Origin of the sequence: Leptospira brenneri, assembly GCF_002812125.1 — a bacterium.
In the GTDB taxonomy this organism is placed as follows: Bacteria; Spirochaetota; Leptospiria; order Leptospirales; family Leptospiraceae; genus Leptospira_A; species Leptospira_A brenneri.
In genome coordinates, this window is record NZ_NPDQ01000007.1 from 220,802 (window position 1) to 243,923 (window position 23,122).

Annotated in this window: 23 protein-coding genes; 9 read left to right on the forward strand and 14 right to left on the reverse strand. The window is 37.2% G+C overall.

Going from position 1 to position 23,122, the window contains the following annotated elements; all coding sequences use genetic code 11:
- Positions 1 to 32 precede the first annotated feature (32 nt).
- Positions 33 to 461 (forward strand): toxin-antitoxin system YwqK family antitoxin, encoded by a 429-nt coding sequence (locus tag CH361_RS15565; RefSeq protein ID WP_244279916.1) that lies wholly within the window; start codon positions 33 to 35, stop codon positions 459 to 461.
- Positions 458 to 1,183, forward strand: a complete 726-nt coding sequence (locus CH361_RS15570; protein WP_100791727.1) for an SCO family protein — start codon at positions 458 to 460, stop codon at positions 1,181 to 1,183. Before CH361_RS15565 ends, CH361_RS15570 begins: the two co-directional genes overlap by 4 nt.
- Here the strand turns inward: CH361_RS15570 and CH361_RS15575 are convergent.
- From CH361_RS15575 to CH361_RS15585, 3 genes are read right to left on the reverse strand one after another with little or no spacing between them, the layout of a single operon-like run.
- On the reverse strand, positions 1,180 to 1,941 hold the full coding sequence (locus tag CH361_RS15575; protein ID WP_100791728.1) for an ABC transporter permease: 762 nt from the start codon (positions 1,939 to 1,941) through the stop codon (positions 1,180 to 1,182). The genes CH361_RS15570 and CH361_RS15575 overlap by 4 nt on opposite strands.
- Positions 1,938 to 2,864: an ABC transporter ATP-binding protein gene (locus CH361_RS15580; protein ID WP_100791729.1), complete on the reverse strand. Its 927-nt coding sequence runs from the start codon at positions 2,862 to 2,864 to the stop codon at positions 1,938 to 1,940. Before CH361_RS15580 ends, CH361_RS15575 begins: the two co-directional genes overlap by 4 nt.
- Positions 2,861 to 4,357, reverse strand: coding sequence for an ABC-F family ATP-binding cassette domain-containing protein (locus CH361_RS15585; RefSeq protein ID WP_100791808.1), 1,497 nt, complete (start codon positions 4,355 to 4,357; stop codon positions 2,861 to 2,863). The genes CH361_RS15580 and CH361_RS15585 overlap by 4 nt, the downstream gene beginning before the upstream one ends.
- Positions 4,358 to 4,548: 191 nt before the next feature.
- Here CH361_RS15585 and CH361_RS15590 point away from each other — a divergent pair, with 191 nt between their 5' ends.
- A complete protein-coding gene (locus CH361_RS15590; protein ID WP_100791730.1) occupies positions 4,549 to 5,289 on the forward strand; it encodes an adhesin OmpL37 family surface protein in 741 nt (246 codons plus the stop codon).
- Between the two features lie 83 nt (positions 5,290 to 5,372).
- On the opposite strand, the gene purT is transcribed toward CH361_RS15590, so the two are convergent.
- The 5 genes from purT to CH361_RS15615 all read right to left on the reverse strand — a co-directional run bounded on the left by purT (position 5,373) and on the right by CH361_RS15615 (position 10,338).
- On the reverse strand, positions 5,373 to 6,548 hold the full coding sequence (gene purT, locus CH361_RS15595) for a formate-dependent phosphoribosylglycinamide formyltransferase (RefSeq protein ID WP_100791809.1): 1,176 nt from the start codon (positions 6,546 to 6,548) through the stop codon (positions 5,373 to 5,375).
- Positions 6,549 to 6,623: 75 nt separating this feature from the next.
- Complete coding sequence (locus CH361_RS15600; RefSeq protein WP_100791731.1) at positions 6,624 to 7,094, reverse strand: ankyrin repeat domain-containing protein; 471 nt, start codon at positions 7,092 to 7,094, stop codon at positions 6,624 to 6,626.
- Positions 7,095 to 7,106: 12 nt separating this feature from the next.
- Positions 7,107 to 7,919, reverse strand: coding sequence for an AraC family transcriptional regulator (locus tag CH361_RS15605; RefSeq protein ID WP_100791732.1), 813 nt, complete (start codon positions 7,917 to 7,919; stop codon positions 7,107 to 7,109).
- 27 nt (positions 7,920 to 7,946) lie between these two features.
- Positions 7,947 to 10,151: a heavy metal translocating P-type ATPase gene (locus CH361_RS15610; protein ID WP_100791810.1), complete on the reverse strand. Its 2,205-nt coding sequence runs from the start codon at positions 10,149 to 10,151 to the stop codon at positions 7,947 to 7,949.
- Entirely contained in the window at positions 10,135 to 10,338 is a 204-nt protein-coding gene (locus tag CH361_RS15615; RefSeq protein WP_100791733.1) for a heavy-metal-associated domain-containing protein, read from the reverse strand. The genes CH361_RS15610 and CH361_RS15615 overlap by 17 nt, the downstream gene beginning before the upstream one ends.
- Positions 10,339 to 10,534: 196 nt before the next feature.
- Between CH361_RS15615 and cueR the strand changes: the two genes are divergently transcribed.
- Entirely contained in the window at positions 10,535 to 10,924 is a 390-nt protein-coding gene (gene cueR, locus CH361_RS15620; protein ID WP_100791734.1) for a Cu(I)-responsive transcriptional regulator, read from the forward strand.
- 15 nt (positions 10,925 to 10,939) lie between these two features.
- Here the strand turns inward: cueR and CH361_RS15625 are convergent, their stop codons facing one another.
- The gene (locus CH361_RS15625) at positions 10,940 to 12,043 is read right to left on the reverse strand and encodes an SGNH/GDSL hydrolase family protein (protein WP_100791735.1); all 1,104 of its coding nucleotides are present in this window, start codon (positions 12,041 to 12,043) and stop codon (positions 10,940 to 10,942) included.
- A gap of 47 nt (positions 12,044 to 12,090) precedes the next feature.
- Here CH361_RS15625 and CH361_RS15630 point away from each other — a divergent pair, with 47 nt between their 5' ends.
- The gene (locus tag CH361_RS15630) at positions 12,091 to 13,497 is read left to right on the forward strand and encodes an LA_3751/LA_3752 family putative glycosyltransferase (RefSeq protein WP_100791736.1); all 1,407 of its coding nucleotides are present in this window, start codon (positions 12,091 to 12,093) and stop codon (positions 13,495 to 13,497) included.
- Between the two features lie 71 nt (positions 13,498 to 13,568).
- Positions 13,569 to 14,489, forward strand: a complete 921-nt coding sequence (locus tag CH361_RS15635; protein ID WP_100791737.1) for a hypothetical protein — start codon at positions 13,569 to 13,571, stop codon at positions 14,487 to 14,489.
- A 9-nt stretch (positions 14,490 to 14,498) separates the two neighbouring features.
- Here CH361_RS15635 and CH361_RS15640 read toward each other — a convergent pair whose 3' ends face one another.
- Positions 14,499 to 14,804, reverse strand: coding sequence for a hypothetical protein (locus CH361_RS15640; protein ID WP_100791738.1), 306 nt, complete (start codon positions 14,802 to 14,804; stop codon positions 14,499 to 14,501).
- A 112-nt stretch (positions 14,805 to 14,916) separates the two neighbouring features.
- Here CH361_RS15640 and CH361_RS19630 point away from each other — a divergent pair, with 112 nt between their 5' ends.
- On the forward strand, positions 14,917 to 15,201 hold the full coding sequence (locus CH361_RS19630; RefSeq protein ID WP_125232074.1) for an STAS domain-containing protein: 285 nt from the start codon (positions 14,917 to 14,919) through the stop codon (positions 15,199 to 15,201).
- Between the two features lie 15 nt (positions 15,202 to 15,216).
- Here the strand turns inward: CH361_RS19630 and CH361_RS15650 are convergent, their stop codons facing one another.
- The 4 genes from CH361_RS15650 to CH361_RS15665 form a co-directional block, all read right to left on the reverse strand.
- Entirely contained in the window at positions 15,217 to 16,674 is a 1,458-nt protein-coding gene (locus tag CH361_RS15650; protein ID WP_100791739.1) for a PAS domain S-box protein, read from the reverse strand.
- Positions 16,675 to 16,895: 221 nt separating this feature from the next.
- On the reverse strand, positions 16,896 to 17,270 hold the full coding sequence (locus CH361_RS15655; RefSeq protein WP_100791811.1) for a hypothetical protein: 375 nt from the start codon (positions 17,268 to 17,270) through the stop codon (positions 16,896 to 16,898).
- A gap of 58 nt (positions 17,271 to 17,328) precedes the next feature.
- A complete protein-coding gene (locus tag CH361_RS15660) occupies positions 17,329 to 18,132 on the reverse strand; it encodes an SDR family NAD(P)-dependent oxidoreductase (protein WP_100791740.1) in 804 nt (267 codons plus the stop codon).
- 174 nt (positions 18,133 to 18,306) lie between these two features.
- Positions 18,307 to 20,319, reverse strand: a complete 2,013-nt coding sequence (locus CH361_RS15665) for a neutral/alkaline non-lysosomal ceramidase N-terminal domain-containing protein (protein WP_100791743.1) — start codon at positions 20,317 to 20,319, stop codon at positions 18,307 to 18,309.
- A gap of 227 nt (positions 20,320 to 20,546) precedes the next feature.
- On the opposite strand from CH361_RS15665, the gene CH361_RS15670 reads away from it, so the two are divergent.
- Positions 20,547 to 20,876 carry a DUF3817 domain-containing protein gene (locus CH361_RS15670; RefSeq protein ID WP_100791746.1) on the forward strand — a complete coding sequence of 110 codons (330 nt, stop codon included), beginning with the start codon at positions 20,547 to 20,549 and terminating at the stop codon, positions 20,874 to 20,876.
- Between the two features lie 35 nt (positions 20,877 to 20,911).
- Complete coding sequence (locus tag CH361_RS15675) at positions 20,912 to 23,014, forward strand: 7TM diverse intracellular signaling domain-containing protein (RefSeq protein WP_100791812.1); 2,103 nt, start codon at positions 20,912 to 20,914, stop codon at positions 23,012 to 23,014.
- Positions 23,015 to 23,122 lie beyond the last annotated feature (108 nt).

The following is a 23,122-nucleotide window of genomic DNA, read 5'->3' on the forward strand; positions in this document are numbered from 1 at the left end:
CCAACCACTTTCTTCTCTACCAAGGGAAACCCTTGAACGGAATTTTTGTCCAAACCAATCCCATCCTTCTCGAAGTCTATGAAACAGAATACTACAAGGGTGTTCCTCACGGTCGTTATACGGCAAAAAAAGAAGATGGAACCGTCTTAGAAGAAAGGAACATTCGTTACGGACAAAAACATGGAAAACAAACTAGTTACTTTGCAAACGGGACTCTAAAACAAAAATCAGAATTTGATAATGGCATACCCATTGGGGAATACATTGATTATTTTGAGAATGGACAGATGGCCACCTATCAAACATTTTACGATTCAGGGAAACCCAAGGTCGCAAAAAAATGGAATCGTCGAGGGCAAATTTATTTAAACCAAGTTTTTATGGAATCGGGTGAAAGTTTTGGCCGTCCAGGAAGTAAACTTTGTGACCCCATTCCTGACGCCAACATCAATCCCAAATGAAATTTCTCAATCTCAAAACAAAACCATTCCCGAATCAAATGCAAATCCTATCTTCTAAATCAATCCTTGTTTTACTTTCTTTTGTTTTAATCGTAACACATTGCAAAGCCTCAGAACCAACTCCGAGTCCCAAAGAACCACCCTATTTTTCAGGAAATGATTTTGATCCCGTATGGACAAATCATCCCAAGGAAGATTCAAAACTCAAACAAATCCCAAATTCATTGATCCTAACCGAACATACTGGCAAACAGATTAACTTTCAGGAATTGGAATCAAAAGAAAGGTTGGTGGTCTTTTTTTATGCCACTTGCCGTGGGATTTGTCCCTTGATCACAAGAAATCTTTTGCAGATAGAACCATCACTCTCCGAATTTCCCGATCTTAAACTAGTTTCCATATCGATCAACCCAAAGGAAGATACAGTTCCTGTTTTACAAAAATATAAACTCAATTACAAAATCCAAAATCCCAATTGGAGTTTTTACACAGGAGAAGAATCTATCATTACAAAATTTGCCAAAGAAACCTGCGGGGCGGAAATGGAAGGATTTTCTACAGAGCGTGGGAAGTATGAATTTGTTCATACAGAAAATATTTTTTTATTCGATAAAGACCAATATTTACGCGGCATCTACCGTGCCAAAGGCACGGGCGATATACAGAGGTTAGTGGAAGATCTAAGAAAACTAAGAACTAGGAATTTGACTAAAGCGTTTTAATTTTTGATTTTATAACCTGTTCTAAAAATCAACCAAGTCACGGTCAAACAAAAGGTCAAAAATACTAAAATCATAGAGATACTTACTGAAAGCGCTACATCTGCCCTTTCAAAAAAACTATAACGAAACCCACTTACTAGATATAATACGGGATTAAACATACTAAGCTTTTGCCAGAAGGGTGGCAACATTTGGATGGAATAAAAACTTCCTCCCAGAAATACCAGTGGAGTGATCACAAGCATTGGAATCATCTGGAGTTTTTCAAAACTATCCGCCCAGATTCCTATCACGAATCCAAACAAACTAAAACTAATGCAAGTTAAAACAAGAAAAAACACCATTAGTATCGGGTGATCAATCCGGATCGGAACAAAAAAAGATGCAGTGATCAGCATCAGAACACCAAGCATCAATGACTTTGTTGCCGCTGCACCCACATAACCAATCACCACTTCCCACATTGTGACAGGTGCAGAAAGGATTTCGTAAATGGTTCCATTGAACTTCGGAAAATAAATTCCAAAAGAAGCATTTGAAATACTTTCCGTAAGAAGTGACAACATGACAAGACCAGGAACAATAAAACTTCCATAGTGGATTCCATCAATTTCCTGGATCTTCGAACCAATGGCCGATCCAAAAACAATAAAGTATAAAGAAGTGGAAAGCACCGGAGAGGCGATACTTTGCAAAAGTGTACGAAAGGTTCTTGCCATTTCAAATTGATAAATGGATTTGATTGCGTAAAAATTCATACAGCCTCCTGCAATAACTGAACAAAGATTTCTTCTAACGAACTTTGTTTTGTACTCAAATCGCTAAATTGAATTTTGAGTTTTTTCAAATCATCTAAAAGTTTAGTGATGAGACTACTATCATCCGAACGATCGTAGGTAAATACAAGTGCGGAGTTATTATCAACAAGCTCTAATTCATACTTTGAAAGCGACTTAGGAATTTGTTTAAGAGATTTTTTTAGTTCAATACGAAGTTGTTTTGTCCCTAGTTGTTTCATCAGGCGATCTTTGTTTTCTGTAAGAAAAATTTCACCTTTACGGATCACAGAAATCCGATCTGCAATGGATTCTGCTTCTTCAATATAATGGGTTGTCAGTATGATGGTAACTCCATTTTTACGGAGCGATTCCACAATTTTCCACATATCCTTTCTTAACTCAACATCCACCCCAGCACTCGGTTCATCCAAAAACAAAATTTTTGGTTCGTGTGACAAAGCTTTGGCGATTAAAACTCGACGTTTCATTCCACCAGACAAAGTCATAATCCTTTGGTCTTTTTTATCCCAAAGAGAAAGTGATTTCAAAACTTCTTCAATGTATTTCGGGTTGGCTGGTTTTCCATAAAGGCCTCTCGTAAAGGATACACTGGCCCAAACCGTTTCAAAAGCATGTACACTCAGTTCTTGCGGCACAAGACCAATGAAAGATCTTGTTTTTTTAAAATCATCAATGATATTAAAACCATCAACATTCACCTCACCACCACTTGGTGAAACAATCCCGCAAATCAAATTGATCAGGGTTGTTTTTCCTGCTCCATTCGGGCCAAGAAGGGCGTGAATTTCACCCTCTTTAACTTCCCAATTTACATCTTTTAATGCTTGGAATCCGTTGTCATAAGACTTGGAAACTTGTTTTAGAGTGAGGATCGATTTCAAACAGTTTCATCCTTCCAGCCAATGTCTGTGAGGAAGTCATCATAACCCCCGTCATAAACAAAAACTCGGTCATCATCGAATACTATTAGTTTTGTGGCCACAGCGCGCAAGTGCATTTCGTTGTGAGTAACCATGATGACAGAACCATCAAAATTATCAATCGCCTCAATGAGTGAGTCACAAGACTGCATATCCAAGTGGTTTGTCGGCTCATCCAAATACAATAAATGACAAGGTGTGACGAGAATCTTACCTAGCAGAACACGACTCTTTTCACCCCCAGAGAGAACCTTAATCTTTTTTAAGGCCAAGTCTTCTGAGAACATCAGTCCACCCGCAATGTTACGGGCTTTCCCTTCTGAACAGTTCGGATCAGCACTCATAATCTCTTGAACCACAGTATTACTTTCATTCATATTGAGTTTGTTGGTTTGGCCAAAATACCCTTCTTTGAGCACAGGATGTTTTTTGACCCCACCAGAAACTGGAGTTAATTCTCCCGCAATCAATTTCAGTAGTGTGGACTTTCCTTTTCCGTTTTTCCCGATGATACAAATTCGATCTTCGGGACCTACGCTAATTGAAAAGTTTTCAAATAAATTGGGAGTTTTGTTATCATACGAAAAAGAAACTTCCTCTACACTTAACATTTGATTTGCGGAAAATGGAGCACTGTTAAAATAAAGTTCCATATCTTCAATCGCGTCGAGTGCTTTCATTTCTCCTTGTTTCTCTAACCTCTTAACTCGAGATTGGGTACGACTTGCAAAACTTGCTTTTGCTTTGAACTTCGCGATAAAGATTTCTTCTTGTTTTCGTTTTTTTGCTTCGTTCAGTCTCGTTTTTTCATAGATCTCTTCAGCTTGGTTGATCTGTGTGTATAACTTTTCAGTATCACCTTGTACTTTGATGGCCTTTGTTCTGTGGATCGCAACGGTATGAGTCACAACGCTATCCATAAAACTTCTATCGTGGGTGATGAGAATGATTTCACCTTCCCATTCTCTTAGAAATTCCTCTAACCAACGTATGGTGACAATATCCAAATAGTTGTTTGGTTCATCTAAGATGAGCATGTCTGGAGCCGAAACAAGAAGTTTAGCCAAGTTCATTCGAATTTGGTATCCACCGGAAAACTCATTTGGACTTCGTTCCATATCTTTTTCAGAAAATCCAAGACCAAAAAGAATTCGTTCTACTTTCCAAGTTTCGTATTCATCTCCCTCGGGAAGTCCAAGAGCACATTCTTCTAAGACAGTGGGTTTGGTAAACACCAAGTGTTGCTCTAAGTGTCCAATGCGGTATCCTTTGGGGATGGTGATGTTTCCAGAGTCCGGTTCCGTTTTACCTAAAATGACTTGGACAAGAGTTGACTTACCATGTCCATTGCGGCCCACAAGACCCACTCTTTCCCCACGATTGACGCTGAATTGTAAGTCATCGAATAGAACATTACCGTTGAATTGTTTGTTTAAACCAGATATTTTGATCATATAATTTCTGAAGGTTTTTCCCCTTCCGTATTCAACCAGAATCGAAAAAGAACCGGATACGACGAGTAGAATCAAAAGAAAATCTGCCCGTTTTCCGAAAGAAACGACCCCCCGAAGGACATAATGAGTAGGAATCACCACGACTTAGATTATGGACTTTTTTTGGGGACTCTAGATTCCGAAACTGTACTGTGCGAACTTTTCTTTTTCGTATCCCATATCTCCTCTTCCTAACTATCGGAAGTGGAACCTATGCCAACGGCAACTTACAAGTAGCCTTTGGAGCGGAAGAAAATTATCTTTTGGTTCGTTCGTTAGATTCTAGTGTCATTCACTTAGGTAATGCGGAAGAAAAAGCCGAGTACAAAGAAATTATAGATGAATATTTGAGATTCAAAAGCCTCCACATCCAAGGGAGATATGGTGATGCTTATTTAGCAGTTCGATCCACTCAATTCAAACTCATCCAACTCTATGATAAAATTCTAAGTAAAAATTTAGAACTGGTTCGTTCTGAATTGGTATTACTTGGTGGAAAATCTCGCGATCAGGAAAAAACACAAACAAGGGCATTTTTAAGACTCGCACTCAGAGATGTAAGTGAAGCCGAACAAAAGTTAGTGATGGCAAGGAATACTCGTCCCCTACTTTACCTTTTAAAATTACGTGAGATGTTATTTGCTTTAAAAATATTAAAACATGCAGGGAAGTTCGTAATTTTTCTCAATTTACTACATGATGGTAAATTTATGGATTCTATCGAGTTTTCAGATTTTGATTCCATTGAGTCTGAAGTAATTCGTGGATTCGGAAAAGGGAACAACAAACTACTCGCTTTGCATTATGATAATTCCTTTCTTCCTTACGGCGAAGAAAGTATCTATGAAAGTATGATGACAAATTACAAGTCGCCAGAAATCAAAAAAGATTAATCTCATAGAATCAAATCAAACTAGTGATCGATTCATTGATTGGGTTATTTACTTACTTTTATTTAAATTTAGTTCATTATTCATTATTTCTTTAAGTGGATACAATCGCGTGCACGATTTGCCTTTTCTTTTGCTTCCTCGACTGTATTCCCCATTGCCAAACTAACACCCATTCGCCTCTTCCCATCAATCTCAGGTTTCCCAAAAATACGAAGATCGACTCCACGAAGTTTTAAAGCCTCTTCTACACCTACGTAAACTGGTGAATTTGTTTTTCCTTCCAAAAGGATTGCAGAACTCGCCGCTGGAATATGAAAGATGAGATCTGGAATGGGAAGGCCCAGAAGTGCTCTGGCATGAAGAGAAAATTCAGAAATATTTTGTGAGATAAGAGTCACAAGTCCTGTATCATGTGGTCTTGGAGAAACTTCACTAAAGTACACTTCGTCCCCTTTAACAAATAGTTCGACTCCAAAAATTCCCATCCCTCCAAGACCTGTGGTTACAGTTTCTGCAATGTGTTTAGCAGCCTGGAGTGCGGTTTCAGTCATCGGTTGTGGCATCCATGATTCCACATAATCCCCGTTTACCTGTCTATGTCCAATGGGAGGTAAAAATGTAGTTCCATCAATATGGCGAATGGTAAGAAGAGTGATTTCAAAATCAAAAGGTACAAACTCTTCGATAATCATTTTACCCTTTCCCGTTCGTCCACCGGTTTGGCCGTACTCCCATGCTTTTAATACATCTGCTTCGGTCCGAACCAAACTTTGGCCTTTCCCGGAAGAACTCATAATGGGTTTCACAACACAAGGAAAACCAATTTCCTTTACTGCTTTTTGAAAATCTGCTTCGGTATCTGCAAATAAGTATTTGGAAGTTTTTAAACCGAGTTCTTTTGATGCAAAGTTCCGGATTCCTTCTCGGTTCATGGTAAGATTTACAGCTTTTGCACTGGGAATGATTCGAAATCCTTCCTTTTCTAGTCGCACTAAAGTTTCTGTATGGATGGCTTCAATTTCAGGAACAACAAAATCAGGTTTTAACTCTCGTATGGTGGATTCTAACTCTACTGGGTCGAGCATATTGATGACACGAGATTCTTGGGCTACTAACATGGCCGGAGCATTTGGATAACGATCCACTGCAATGACATGAACACCTAAGCGGTTCGCTTCAATAGCAACCTCTTTGCCAAGTTCCCCTGAACCGAGGAGTAAAAGTTTAGTAGCATTGGGAGTAAAAGCTGTTCCGATCATATTCACATAGATCGGGAAGAGGCCCATTCAGACAAGAAAGATATAACCTTTTCCTATCTGAATTAAGATTCTGAATTACATAAGATATCGTTTACCGAGTTTATCTCTTTGGTAAATATTAGCACCCATTCGAATGAGTAAATCCGAGATTTCGCTCAGACCATCAAAACTATTAGCGATGTGAAGAGCTGTGACCCCACTCGGATCAGCAGCGTTCGGATCGGCCGCAGAATGAAGCAAAACTTCTACAGCTTCTACATTTCCCGTTTCCGTTGCCTTATGAATAGGATACAAACCCATGTTATCTGGTTGATTGGGATCCAAACCAAGGGCTAATAATTTTTTTAAATAATAAATATCGGATACTTCTGTAACAGCAATTCCGAGAAGTAGAGCTGATTCCAAAACCAATACTTCTTTCAAATCGGGATCTGACAATAATAGATCAAATGTTTCTTTGTCTTCTCTAGTGATGGCAGAACAGAATGTGCGGAGCCTAAGATTGGATCTGGTTTTACCAACGAAATCAATTATGTTTTGGATCATGTTCTTATCCTATCATTCATGAGACGAATCCTGATTGTAAAAATGGGACATTTTTTTATACTCCGCGAACCAATCGTTGGGAATACTTCCAGAAATTCGTTTAAAATCGCGATTGAAATGTGATTGGTCTGAATAATCAAATTCATGAGCTAAATCGGTAAAACGCAGATCAGGATTGTTCTTTCGGTAGTGATCCGGGTTTCGCACCATTTCCAGTAACCTGTGCACTGTTCTGTATTCAGAAGGATTCATTCCCACAATCTCTTTGAATTTCCGATCCAATTGTTTTCTAGAAATTCCTAATTTTTTACATAAATTTTCGATTGGTGTGGCCGGACGAGTGAGCTCCAAAAGAGCAAACCGAACATAAGCGGGAATCTCGGAAGGTTTTCCAGGAAGACTCTTCAAAAAAGAAGATAAAAAATCAGAAACCCATTCCTCTGATGGGAACTCGGGGACAGAAAATACACCTAACATTTGTTTATTCTCAATTTCAGGAAATTGGTTTTGTAATGAGTCTCCTCGTTTGGAAAATAAAGAATACATACCACCGACATAAAAGCGAATCGAAAACAAAGAAAGATCTGACTCCGATAAAATCCTCCACCTTCTTGTCTGCGGACCAACAATATGGATCCTTGGCAACCGAATCAATTCTCTATTTTCAGTTTCTACTAATGGAGGATCTCCTAAATGAAATACAACCTCACACTCGTAAGATGGCAATATCCAAGGAAGTTCTCTTGCATTTACATCCTTCCAAATCCAGAATTCTTTTACAAAAGATTCCAAATTTGTAGGAGGTTTTAAAAAAGAAATGTCCAAATCTTTACCATCTCATACTCTTGAATTCTATTTCCAACGACTCATTCGCAAAGCATTGAACACAACAGACAAGGAACTAAACGCCATCGCAGCCCCACTCACCCAAGGAGCTAGTAATCCAGAAGCAGCAATGGGAATTCCTAACAAATTGTATCCAAGAGCCCAGCCAAAGTTTTGCCTGATATTAAGGACAGTGTCTTTACCAATCCGAATCAGATCTACTATTCTTTGAATGTCTCCATTTACGAGCACAACATCAGCGGTGCTTATGGCCACATCAGATCCCGTTCCCATCGCAATTCCTACATCAGCAGAGGCCAATGCTGGTGCGTCATTGATTCCATCTCCGACCATTGCCGAATGAATTTTATCTGTTTTAAACTTCGTGATTATTTTTGCCTTTTCTTCAGGGAGAAGTCCAGAATGAACAAAAGTGATTCCCACAAGTCGGGCTACTTTTTCTGCAGAACTATGATTGTCGCCAGTGAGAAGGACTGGCTCGACTCCAATTGATTTCAATTCGGAAATAGCCGACTTTGCATCTGCTCGAAGACTATCCTCGATACGAAAAACAACCATTCCATTCAGATTCCCTCGAACACCGACAAAAACCAAACTAGATCCATCAACTGTCCATGGTGTGATCGATTCTTGGATCGAATCAGAAATCGAAAATCCATTTTCTTCAACAAACGTTTGTTTGCCTGCAAAATAAACTACACCTTTTTGTTCCGATTGGATTCCTCCACCCGGATATGTTTTTGTAGAAAGTATGTCAGCACTTTCTTGTACCAGATGATTTTCTTTTCCATAAGAAACAATGGCTTTGGCAAGTGGATGGTCAGAAGTTTGTTCCATCTTTACTATTTCCTCAAGTATTCGATTCAATTCACTAGAATCAAAACCTGAATGAGAAACCGCAGTGACTTTTGGTTTTCCTTCGGTAAGTGTACCTGTTTTGTCAAAAGCAATCCAATTGATTTTAGATACTGATTCCAAAGATTCCGCACTTCTAAACAATACTCCACGTTTGGCTGCACGACCAGTACCTACAAGTAAAGAGATGGGAGTGGCAAGACCGAGAGCACAAGGACAGGCAATGACTAAAATGGCAATACTTGTTTCAATCGCAGAACTAACAACTCCTGGAGAAATAACAAAATACCATACCAAAAAATCAATGATACTAATCGAAACCACAACTGGAACAAAATAAGCAGAAATTTGATCAGCAATCCTTTGGATCGGAGCTTTGGTTCCAAGGGATTCTTCTACAGAACGTATGATATGCGATAACGTTGTATCATTTCCAACTTTGTTTGCTTTGACAACCAAAGATCCACTCCCATTCACAGTCCCACCTAAAATCTGATCACCTGTTTTTTTCTCTACAGGCATACTCTCACCAGTTAACATCGATTCATCGGCAAAACTTTCTCCTTCAGAAACAATTCCATCCATCGGGAATCTCTCTCCTGCCTTCACCAAAACAAGATCTCCTAGTTTGAGATATTCATTTGGCACTTCCGTCCAAACTCCATCAGATCTAACTGTTGCAGTTTCAGGACGAAGTTTGAGTAAAGCATTAATTCCATCGCTACTTTTACCTTTTGCAAAATGTTCTATCCACTTCCCTCCTAAAATAAAAGTAATGAGAACCGCAGAAGTTTCGAAATAAAGATCCCGACCAAACACACTGTATCCAAATGCTGCACTGGTTCCTATCACAACAAGAACATCCATATTTGCAGATCCATTCCGTAGAGCACGATAAGCAGACTGATAAAATGGAAACCCGATGATGAATTGAACCGGGAAGGCAATTGCCATCTGCACCCATCGATCCATTAAAAAGTGTGGCATGGGCATAAAACTTAAAAAACTAAAATGAGTGACCATCCCATAAAACAAAGGTAAGGAAAAAAAAGCAGAGAGTAGAAATCTGATTTTTAAATTCCGAATTTGTTCCTTTTGTTTTTTCTCTGTCTCAGATTGTTTGTTGGGATCATGAAGAAGCGCAGAGTATCCAAGAGATTCGACTTTTTCCAAAAGCGAATTCACGGTAACAGAATCATCTGCTCTCAGAAAAACGGACTCGCGCGCGAAATTAACTCGAACTTCAGAGACACCTTCCATTTTAGAAAGACCTTTCTCGATACGAAGAGCACAATTCGCACAGGTCATTCCAAAAAGATCTAATGTTCGTTCGGTGGCTTTATTTAGCGTTTCCAAGAGAATATCCATCCTCGTTTAAAAGGTCACGGAGTTTACTTAAGTCTGTTTCCGTTAAAGCTTCTTTTAAACTTACCGTATGTTCTTCTATACTAGCTGTTGCCTCTTTGCCATATTCCAGAAACACTTTTTCCACCGTCTTTTTACAGTGACCGCAAGTCATACCTTCCATTTCATAACTAACCATAATGATGCTCCTTTTTCCCAATCAATACAACCTTACCACCAAACTTCAAATTTTTGGAAGTAGGATTTTCAAATTTAAGTAGTTTCATTTTTACTCCCTTGTTAAGATAATTCCAGTCTAAACCTTCCAACCGCTGGAAGGTCAATAGACCATTTGATTTTTTTTATTATTTTTCTAAATTTTTTGGAGTGAATCAATGAATATCGGAGAACTTTCTAAAGAATCAGGAGTCAGCGCAAAACTCATCCGACATTACGAAGGAATCGGATTGATTCCCAAGGCAGGAAGAACAGAAAATGGGTATCGATCTTATCATTCTGACGACATACATTCTTTGAGGTTTGTCAAAAGATCAAGGGACCTTGGATTTTCTTTGAAAGAGATCAAAAATCTTTTGGGACTTTGGAAAAACAAATCAAGAAGTAGCAAACAAGTAAAACTTCTCGCAGAAAAACATTTAAATGATTTGGATCTAAAAATAAAACAACTAAAGGATATATCTGATACCTTGAGAAACCTCGTCAAACATTGTCATGGTGATCATAGACCCGATTGTCCGATTTTAAAAAATTTAGAGGAATCATAACCCTGAATGAATTATTCAATTCTTTTTAAGAACATCCGCAATCAGTCGAGTGGCTCTTTCATTTAAATGGATATCACCTCTTTGTAAAAGGTCAGTTTTATCTCGCATATACTTTCGTAGATCAATCAGCGGGATCCTATTTTCATCAGTCAACTGAATCAAATCGAGGATAAATTCAGAATCAGACTCTAACCACCGAGGATTCATCTCAAATCCTAATGTACGATATACCTCATAACGGTTTCTATCATATTCCACTTCTAAAGGGATATATACAATGGTTATTTTTTTCCCTTGGTTTCTAATTTCCTGATGCAACTGATCAAAAGTCCTCTTCCACCGATGAAAATCATTTTTTGCAAAGGTCTTTGTATCAAGTGAACTAGAAAGATAAGTAGGACTGATTTGAAACAGAGTTTTGAGTGAAGGATAATCGACTACTTGATTTTTTTCTTTATTAGGAAGCGGAGGTGTATAGGGTAAACTCGAAACTCGTTCCAACTCTAGTTCCATTCTTTTTTGTATCGAATCAAAATATAATTTTTTTAAATACAAACGAGTCGATTCCGGGAAGTAAAAAGAAAAAAAAGAAAAATACCATTGTTTATGATTTAGAAAATGTAAAAAATCGGGAGTGTCTCCTAATTCATAAACGTCATTCCCATAAACAAATAAATAAACATCAGAAAACTGAAAATGATTCTGAACTTTTTGGTACATAGAGAATTCGTTGTCCAGAGTAAATCCAGGAATGCTGGTATTGATCCAATAACAACTTGTTTCTCGATTTAAAATCTCAGGGAAACTATCCTTCCAAAAAATACCAGATCCAAAAGTTTGCGAATCACCTAACAATAAATACGAACAATTTGTATCCTTTGGATAAGCGGTAATTCGGAAACCAAACTCATTGATATCTCCATACTCTCGTTCACCCAAACGAAAAAAGGGAATTTTAGTATTCGCCGGAAAGTGGAAATGACCATAGGGAAACCTGAAACAACCCAAAGAATCAATGGTTCTCGTAAGAAAAGCAAAACCAGGAAGAAAAAGAAACAAAAGCAAAATATATTTGAGCAGTTTGGGTGAGAAACTAGTTTGTTCATTATCTTTTTTCATTGCAGATCTTTGTCTTTAGGAAAGAATATACCTGTTTTCGATTTTCTATGGAACATTCAAAAAAAGCAATTGGTTTCTTTGTTAGTTTAGCATTTTTAGTTTTGGGTTATTTTTCATTTGCAACAAAACAAATCGAACCATTTGCAGATTTTGCTCTTTTAGAATGGCAAATGAAACTTGCAGGCCAGGGAATTTTTCATCTGCCTTACCAACATCTTTTAGAAGATCCAGAATTTCTTTTTTTCCCTTTGCCAGAAATCTTTTTTCATATCCATAATGGACTTGTTTATTCCACTTTTCCAAATTTATATCCAATCCTATTTTCACCTTTCTACTTGGGATTTGGAATTATGGGTGTCAAACTGGCCCAAATTCTTTTGTTTTTTTTATCCATTTACCTTTTCCATCTAATCCAAAAGGACGATATATCCACCATACTTTTGTTATTTGGTTCAAGTATATCCATCTATATTTTTTTAATCCATGAGACTATTTTCTTTTTCTTTTTAGAAATCATTATATTATATTTTTATCACAGGAAATGGTCCATCCTCTCCGGGGTTCTGTCTATTTGCTTAGTTTGGATGCGACCAGAAATGATCTTCGCCATTTTTTTTCTTCCCTTTTGTTTCCCCAAAGAATGGGAATGGAAACGGTTTGTGGGCGCATGTGTAATTACCGGAGCCTTGTTTGCAATCATCAACCAAATCACGTTAGGAACATTCCTCCCACTTCGCGTCCTTAAAAATTCCGCATTTCAATTCCGACCTGAACTTAGCCTTTATTTATTAAAAATTTGGATAGAACAAGTTCCGATCTTTGTTTTGTTTGTTTTTTATCTTGGAAAATCCATCGTACGCAAAGAATTTTTATTTCGAAACCTATTCCTAATATCCTTAACCATTGCGATTATGATTATATCTCCTAATACAGGAGGCCATAATACTCCCAGATATCTATTTGGACTTATCCCTCTTTATGCATTAACATTTAGATATAAAGAAAAAAACAAAGAAGGAACCCCTAAGATTTGGATTTTGGTTTGTCTCATCATTTCTTTTTATCAAATCAATGTTATCTTCCAACAAACGAAAGAGTTAAAAAAGATTTCCAAATTCCAAACAAACACAATACAAGAATTAAAAACAGTAGATGATTCTATTTTGGTTTTTAACAATTCAGATTTTGCTTTTGTAGCTTTACCACTTTTAGAACAAAAAAAGGATCTCCTTTTACTAAGAAGTGATTACCCAAAGGAAACATTCTTTCGTATTCTGGATTCTAAGAATACAAAATCCTTCTCATTTTTAGAACTTCCCCCTTCCCCTTTTTCATTGGGAGAAACCTTAAGTTTATCCAATTGTAAAAAAGATTGCGAATTTCAAAAAAATGCAACTTGGCAACTTCCAGCGGCCCTCCTCCCCATCACGACAACCTCTTATCAACGAAAATAGACAACTAAGAAAGATATTTCCTAGATTGTTTTCTCCTTGGATTTTTTTGGTTTGCTTATGGAATTCGTTATATGAACTCAAAACAATGTCCAAGTTGCGGTAGCAGCAATATTTATCAAGAATCGGCAACAGTTTATCGTTGTGGAGATTGTTTTGATCGCCTACCAACAGGAACGACCATGGACTCTCCGCCACCAAAAGTTTATGGTACTTCCCAAAAGAATCATCAAACAACTGCTACTAGTAATTGGAAAAATCTATTCACTGGAATTGTAGTTGCTTGGCTCGTATTAGGTTCTTCTATTTTCACTTATTTTAAAAACTCAATGTCTGGATTTAATTCCTTAACGGAGGAAGAAAAAACAACCATTCAGATTGATCCAAGTTTGGAATCGATCGAAATCATTCCAGAAGGAGAATTTCAATTTACATCTGCTCTCCCTGATGTCTTGGGCAATGTTTATTTTCTAGGAAAGTTTACCAACAAAAGCGGACAAAATTTACTGATGCCAAAGTTTACAGTAGATTTGCTAAATGCTGATGGAACTAATCTTGGATCAGGATTTGGTTATGCCGATAAAAATTTAATATTAGATGGTGACTCCGTTAGTTTCCAAGTTTTATTCTCGAGTGCACCTAAGTATGATCATTACGAGATTTCTGTAACTGCCACAACAATTCCGGGTGAAGCAATCAAACAAGAACTCTTATTAAAACAAATTGATTTTAAACGAAATCAGTACAAAGAGATTGTGCTTTTTGGAAAAATTCAAAACCGAGGAAATTTAACTGCAAACTTTACTAAAATCAATTGTTTACTCATCGATAAAAAAGGGAATTCCATTGATTACGAAACTGTAAGTTTAGAAAAACAAGATCTTTTGCCAAAAGAATCGGAAAATTTCCAAATTATTTTTTCAAGAACCAAACAATTACCAGATTCTTATTACTGCGAAACCAGTTCCATTATAAAGGATAACGGAGCAAACTAATGGTTTGTCTTAGTCCCAATGTTTGTGTAAAACTTTATAAAAATTATCAATAGATTTGTCTAGATTGTGTGAACGCCAATATGGATTGGCTTCTAAAGCATCCTGAACAGATTTTACAACACCTCGAGTAAAACTAGTCCGATCGATCTTTGATCCATGTTCCAGTTTTTCAAAATTCGTATTCCGAACTGAGAGTTCTTTTTTAATGGCTGCTGAAATGACAAGAACAGCTTCATCAGAAGTTAGGCGGTGTTCCATAACGAGTAACTCCGCAGCTTCTTTAATTAATTTTAATTGTCGATTGCTGACTGACATAGGAAATCACACAATCTCATCACAAAGGGATTTGAAAAACAATCCAGAAACAAGAAATTCATTTGGAAAAATTCTTTCAAAATTTCGAACTAAATAAAAATAGTTTTAAACCTTGGCTATTGTAATCGAAATCAAGAACAATGATCTTTCTTTTGACGGACTCAGTGGATTCCGGGAAAGAATTATGTCCACCATCAGCCATACTAAGGAAGATGTAGTCCTAGACTTTACGGAGATCTCCATGTCTCTTGACAGTGCGACCATCGGCGAACTTATGAAGTTTCATTCAGCCTTAGAATCCCAAGACCTACAATTACAAATTCGCGGAGTGAACAAACTCATTCGCACAGTGTTTCGACTGAACAAACTCGATACCATCCTCCACCTCATAGACTGACCTTAGCTAAAAAATTTACCGGTTGGGAAAGGATAACTCAAATTGAACTCTCTGTCCAGGAGTTACGTTTACTTTTCCTCGGAGTTGCAACACAAGTAGATTCATAAGTTTGATTCCAAACCCAGCATCCGAATTTTCCAAAGAAAATGTATCCGGCAACGGCTCTCCGTCATCCTTATAGACAAATACAATTTGGTCTTCCAATTGTTGGATTTGAACGTCAATGGTTCCGTAGTCTACCTGACGAAACGAATGTTTTACTGAATTACAAATAAGTTCGTTTAAGATGATTCCTAAATTATTGGCAATCTCTGGTTTCACAATGATACCACTTGAAGGAAGAAATTCAAAAACAATGTTTTTCTGATAGGTAGCGAGAATTTCTCGAACTAAATTTGGAACGTATTCTTTTAAATCGATAGCATTTGGATTTTGTGATCTGTACAATCGATCATACAAAGCCATCATACTTCTCAATCGGCCTGCGGCTTCATCAAATTGTTCTTTTAAATGTTCATCATTAGAAAAGTTGGCCTGCATTTTAAGAAGACTATAAACAGAAAATAAATTGTTTTTGATCCGATGGTGGACTTCTTGTAAAAGTAATTCTTTCTCCTGCAAAAGTTGTGTTACTTTTTCTTCTGATTCAATTGTACGAGTGATGAGCGTATGTAATGCAAAGAACCTGTTGATACTACCATCAATAGAACGTAAAGGAACTATGGTTGCACTGACCCAATAAATAGATCCGACCTTACTTCTGTTCCGGATCTCGCCTTTCCAAACATATCCATTTTGAATCATATGATACATTCGGTCAAAAAATTCAGGAGAATGAAATCCGGAATTCAACAAACGGTGATTATTTCCTACGAGTTCTTCCCTTGAATACATAGAGATTTCGCAGAACCGATCATTCACATAAGAGATTGATCCATTTTTATCTGTTATGGCGATGATTGCATGTTCATCAAAAGCATGTTTTAATTGCGAAAATTCAAACTGAGACATCTTTAGTTCAAACAAAGTGTTTTGTTGAAGTTGAGCAGACTTCATCTCTAAATCCGTTTTATCTTTTGATTTCGGAGAATTCTTTGAATGAAGTTTAAAATCTTGCCTAAGTTCTTCGGTGATATCCCTTGCTATGACTATAATCCTTTTGTTTCCATTAGAATCTGGTTGGAATTTTCCTCTACATTCAAAGGTCAAAAAGTGTCCGTTTTTATGGGCAATTCGCCAAATACCTATAATTTCTGCACCAGGTATTTGTAGATGAGATATTTTTTCTTGTAATTCTTTTCTATCCTCTGGATGGAAAAATTCGTCTATCGAACGGCCAAGGATTTCATGCCATTCATAACCTAACCTATGTTTATGGAATGAGTTTGCATAACTAATTTTTTCAGAAGCATCCAACTCACAAATCAAATCAGGAATACTTGAAAGTAAATCGTTGTAATTTGTTTGAAACATAGGCTCGAAACTACTAAAGAAGTTTTATGTATTAAAAACCTCTTTAGTAACAGAATTGTGATCCTTTCTAGAATGGTCTATAAATTTATAGACCCTAATGGTATCTCAGAATGGTTCTAAGATTTACGAATTCTTTTTCTTCTAAGACTTTTTACTACTTCAAAATAGCAAAAAATAATGACTGTTTTGCGAATCATAGACAATCAATTCTACATCTATAATTACTGAAAAATTTCTTTAGCCGCCTTAGGATAACGCGATTGAATTCCATCCCACCAAACATCGGTACTAAATGCTGCCGATTCGGAAATTTGCCATTTCCCATTTGTTTTTTTAAATAAAGCTTCCACATGGCAACAATCGTAAGGTATTTCTTCCGAAAGTGAGATTTCTTTTCCATCCTTTCTTTTGGCTGTTCCACGGAACCATGCATAATCACCAGAAACTTTAAAATGTTCTACAACAAAAATGAATTCTTGTTTGAACTCATTTGAGAGGTTCGCACGCAAAAGATCTAATAGATAAGTTCTTTCTTTTTCGTTAGATGTATTTTTAGTTTTATAATCGAGAATGGTGGATTCTGCAAAAATTCCCATGTTCAATAACAAAAAGATACTAGTAATATATATAAAAAGTTTCAATTATATCTTCTCCTTATCTTACCTTTGCTTTTTGAATCATTTTAAAAAATAAAGAAGGGTAAACGGCCTGCAAAAAAAGACCAAACTTTTCTTTAATACCAGCAATTACAACTTCTCTCTGTTTGTTGGCCACTGCATGTAAAATGCGGTGAGCACATAATTGAACGGGTAAACCCGCAGAGATCACCGAATCCATAGTTCCGGTTGTTTTTCCATCGCCAGTCAGTGCATTTTTAGAAATATTTGTTTGGATAAAACCAGGATATACCATGGTTACATAAATTCCCTTACTTTCTTCTTCTGCTCGCAAACAATGGAAAAAACCAACTAACGCGAATTTGGAGGCAGAATAAGCCGATCTAAGTGGGCTTCCCAATTTTCCGGCGACACTGGAGATCACTGCAAAATGAACTTCCTTTTTTCCTAAAATTTGAGGTAACATCGCACGAGTCATTTCTGCTGCCCCATAAAAGTTGGTGTTCATAATTTTTTCGAGAGTGGCTAAATTGGTTTCCTTCGTTAAAGATCTTTGGCTGATCCCTCCATTGTGAATGACAACTTTAGGTATCCCATATTTCTGAAGGCAACGTTTGGCAAACGTGGTTGTTGATTTGTAATCTTCCAAATCTAATTTTTCGACAGCAAAACGACCCTTCTCTAGTTTGAGTTCTTTTGCCAGTGCCTCTAGAACTTTTGTCTTTCGTGAAGCAAGTAATACCTTTGCCTTTCGTTTGTAAGCTTGGTTCACCAACTCTTTCCCAATTCCAGAGGATGCTCCCGTAATCCAAACCCATTCGTCTTGATAAAATTCGCTCATACGGTTTCCCCTCAGTCCTGTTCTCTTTTCCTAAGATTTCCACTAAACAGGAATTTCACACAACTTGTTTTTCTAATAGGAAGAGATTTCGAATCGAAGAGAGAGGTTTAGAAAGTGGAAATGAAAAGGGATCAAACTAACAAAATCTGATAGATTTGATCCCCAAGGTCTTAGTTATTTTCCACTCTCCGCGATACGGAAACTTGGACATTCGATACGATAAGGGGAACGAACCCCATCTTTACCTAAATAAATTCCTTCGTGAACCAATCGGTATTCACCAGGTTTCGTTTCGGAATTGGTTTCCCAAACAAGTTCCACACTTTGTTCTGACTTTCCCCACAATCCTCGTTTTTGGTAGAAAAATTTTGTATCAAAATCTGCATCTGACCTTACTGGTTTCCAACTCGCTTTCTCTTCTGTTTCCACCCAAAAATAAGAAGCCACTTTCGGATAACCTACGTTTGGATTTGCTGATTCTACTCTGCATGTTACCACATCACCTTTTTTATATGATTCAGCACTAGGTTGAATGACGGCTTCCGGTTTAACGGTAACAGAATCAGATGAAGGGATCTTTAGTGAATGAACTCGATCCGACAAGTCCAATGGCATTAAGGATGAAGAAGTGGGTTGGCTTCCGGTTTTTAATTCTAAAGACATTTTATGAAATTCTTGTCTTAAGGCATTTAAACTTTGAGGTCCATGTAAGGTATGACCACCTTCGTAATTTTGAGTAGAGTATTCTTCCGGAGTGGTAATGTATCCAGAAAAATCATTCGTAAGTCCAGAAAGGACAATTTCTGAAGATTTGTCTTTTAATACAGACTGAACTTCTTTTTTTAATCGTCGGCTCGACATCGTTGTGACTTCATGAGGCATCACAAGGATTGTAAGATCACCAACTAACGCTAGTCCATATGGTAAAATTTGGGGCAAACTAGGGAGTGGTTTCGTTTCCCCCATAGGAAAAAGGACGGCCTTAGGATTTTGGCATTCTCTAAGTTCTTCAGAGGGAGATTGTATCATAAACTTTGCGATCCAATCTATATAGAATCTTCGATTTTTGTTGGTCATCCCTTCATGAAATAAAAAATGTCCTCCACCTTCTTCAGTGGAACCAGCAGCAAAAGAATAACCATAAGCAGAAGGACAGGTAGTTTCTGTTTTTCCAGTTCCAGAAAATTCACTACTCACAGGATGTTTACTCATATCAATAAATCTTTGTGTAAAAGAAATACCGCCTGACAAACGTTTTCCGGCTGATTTTAAAATTTCCTGGCTTGCTAAAAATTGTCTTTTCCCGATGATAAAACTACTATCATAAATATCTTTTCCGGGACCTGTATTGTCCAAATTTAAATTAGGTGACACATCACCTTCATTTGCCTGTGCAAAGATAGCAACAAAGTCTTTTAACCCTTGTTTCTTTGCTTCTGATTCAGAAAGTAACGAAGCAATTCCTTTATTATCAGAAGAAATCAATCGGTTATCAAAAGTGATATTTGTTGGATGGACACCATACCAATTTACTAAACCGATGGGAGACCCCGCCACAGACACTGTTAGCTGAAGCATTTCCCGATCAATGTTATCAGAGTATTGTTTCCTTTCGTTTTCTGGATTGGCAAGATAAGCAGAAAGACTTCGATTGATCCCTGCTTCTCCCACAAAGGCCTTTCCAACTGTTAATTCCGCTGGTTTCATTTTTAAATATGCTTCTTTGATCGATTCAAAGATTCCATCTCGTAAAACGGCATAGGACTCAGAATAGAATTCTTTTGAATAAAACGAAACTTCCGAATAATGAAAATGTCCTGCCGGCCCGCTATGAGTATGAGAAGCATTGATGAGAACATTGCCATAACCAAATCCCGGATCGAGTTCCGTTTGGAGCCTTTTCACAACATCCCTTTGGATTTCAAAAGGGATCCCTCCCACCTCTGCGGTAACATAGGCTAAAAGTTTTTTCGAGCTCTGGTCTCGAACCACTAAGGACCTTGCAAACTGTCTTGTGTGGATACCGACCCCAGTTTGGTCCTCTCTTGCGTAACCCCAAAACATAACACCAACAGACGGTCCAGTGATGTCTTTTTTTGCCATAGCTGCCAAATATACCGAACTCTCTTCCGACCAAACAGGGAGAGAGAAACAAAGAAGAACGATGGATAGAATTCGAAACTGCATATCTAAAGTGTAAAGGGATTGGGACTAAATGTCAATCCCGAACAAGTGTCGACTAATTTTGGAACATAATCTGTTATCTGAGAATCATTTCCAGGATAACGGATTGTTTCCAGGGGTTAGCGACTTACTTTTTGCAGCCAGTGGAAAAGGTAAGTCACTGAAGAAAGTAAGGACGAAACCAAAGAATCTCGCGATACTGACGAATAACAACCAACTAGGAAGTGATTATGCTCTCTTTACTCCAGACCAAACTAGGCCGATTCCGGATTTTAGCCTTTTTGGAGGGACTTTCTTTTCTCGCCATCCTCTTCGTGACCATGCCACTTAAGTATTTATACCAAAATCCAGAACCGAATAAGATTGTGGGGATGGTTCACGGATTGTTATTTCTATTGTATTTGGTAGAATTATTCCAAGTCAAAGTAGAACTAGAATGGAAGGCCAAAAAAACATTCTTAGCAGCCTTAGCTTCGGTGGTTCCTTTTGGTACATTCATTGCAGAAAGATATTTATATTTAAAATCCGATGCAGAAGAACCAACAAAAACTCAAAAGTAATGTTCCCAGCTTCATTTGGTGAAATAAAAATCGAAATGAAGCCTATACTACTTCAACTAACAAAACCAATACTTATATTTTTTCTTTTTTTACCGAGTTATTTGTGGTCTGTAGATCTAAGTGAAGTTTTAGATCAAAAAAACATTGGGAAGGAAATTTGGATCCTCGAAGATCCTTCCAAATCATTAACGATTCATGATATATTAAAAGAAGAAACAACAAAAAAGTTTCAACTTTCCTCTGAGGAAATTCCCAACTTTGGCCAGACTAATTTTTTCTATTGGATTAAGATACCGTTAGAAAACAAAACATCTGGGCCAGTAAAAAAACTATTAGAAATCGATTATAACAATATTGATTTAGTAGAAGTTTATTCAGAAAACAACGGATCATACCACCTAACAGATAGACTAGGAATGATGGTCCCGTTCTCAAATAGAAAAATAAAAAATAGGAACTTTGTATTTCCCCTCGAACTAGAAGGTAAATCAGTAAAAACTCTCTATTTAAAACTTTATAATGGGGGAGGACTTTTTGTACCACTCACCATTTGGGAAAATGATCATTTCTCCAGTCATTATGCTGACATCCAACATGGACTAGGGTTGTATTATGGAGTGATGATTGTTATGATCCTATACAACTTTTTCATTTTTTTAAGTGTAAAAGATGTCAGTTATCTATATTACGTAACTTACATCCTAGGATTTCTTGGAATACAATTAACGCTGACTGGACATGGTTTTCAATATTTATGGCCAAACTTTCCTGAATTCCAAAGAAACGGATTTATATTTTTTTCCGGATTCTGTGTAGCTTCACTTATTTTATTTACAAAACGTTTTTTAAATACAAAGGAAAATACGCCGATTTGGCTCGAGCAATCACTAACCGTATTCTTTATCCTTCACTTAATAGAAATTCCTCTCATTCTTTTCTTTTCACCTGAAATCACGGTGAAAATTGGTTTAACGCTTACGATTCCGGTCCCTTTTCTGATTTTTGCCGCTGCAGTGATCAGCTTTTTTCGGAATTATCGTGCAGCTCGTTTTTTCCTCCTCGCCTTTACTGTATTAATTGGTGCTACTGTGGTAGTTGCCTTTAAATACTTAAATCTAGTTCCAGTAAACTTTTTAACTGAATATGGTCTTTATATTGGATCAGCTTCTGAAGTGATTCTACTTTCGATCGCGCTCGCGGATAGAATCAACATCATGAAACAAGAAAAAGAATTAGCTCAAGCAAAAGCCATTGAAATGCAAAAAATCCTAACCGAATCTTATGCACGTTTTGTTCCCAAAGACTTTCTCGCCAATCTAGGTAAAGAAACAATATTAGATGTTAAGTTAGGTGACCAGATCCAAAAGTATATGGCTGTCCTCTTTAGTGACATCCGTTCCTTCACCACCTTATCAGAACAAATGAGTCCTGAAGAAAACTTTAACTTTATCAATTCCTATTTAGGAAGGATGAGTCCCATCATCCAAAAACATAATGGTTTTATCGATAAATTTATCGGAGATGCAATCATGGCCCTGTTTGAAAGAAACATTACGGATGCTATTTTTGCAGGAGTCGATATGCAATTGTATTTAAAAGAGTACAATTACCATAGAAGCAAACAAGGATACGTACCGATTCAAATTGGAATAGGAATTCATGCTGGATCTTTGATGTTAGGAACTATCGGTGCAGAAGAAAGATTAGAAGGCACTGTCATTTCCGATACGGTCAACTTAGCTTCTCGTGTTCAAAATCTAACAAAAATTTACGGGTCCAAAATTGCTGTGACAGAAGCCGCCATCCATGCGATTGACGATAAACATATTCAAAATTTAGAATATAGATTCTTAGATCGTGTGCGAGTGAAGGGGAAAACTAAACCTGTATCCATCTATGAAATTCTCAATGGAGATGATCCAATCTTTTTGGAACAAAAACTAAACACAAAGGAATTGTATTTAGAAGGAACAACGGCCTATCACTCGGGAAATTTTTCAGAAGCAAAGGATAAATTCGAAACAGTTGCAAGGTTATTCCCAGAAGACAAAGCAACACAGTTATACTTAAAAAGACTATTTCCAGTAATCAACCCTCTCCCCTTGTCCACAGAAGAATTTCCAGAAGAAGAGGACTGAAATTAGCTGGATTTCTAACTTATCGGCAAAAAACTCGAGTTTTCAATTTTAATTTGACAAGTAACCTATTTTCTGTTATATGACTTGCGACTGACAAGCGAGAATTAT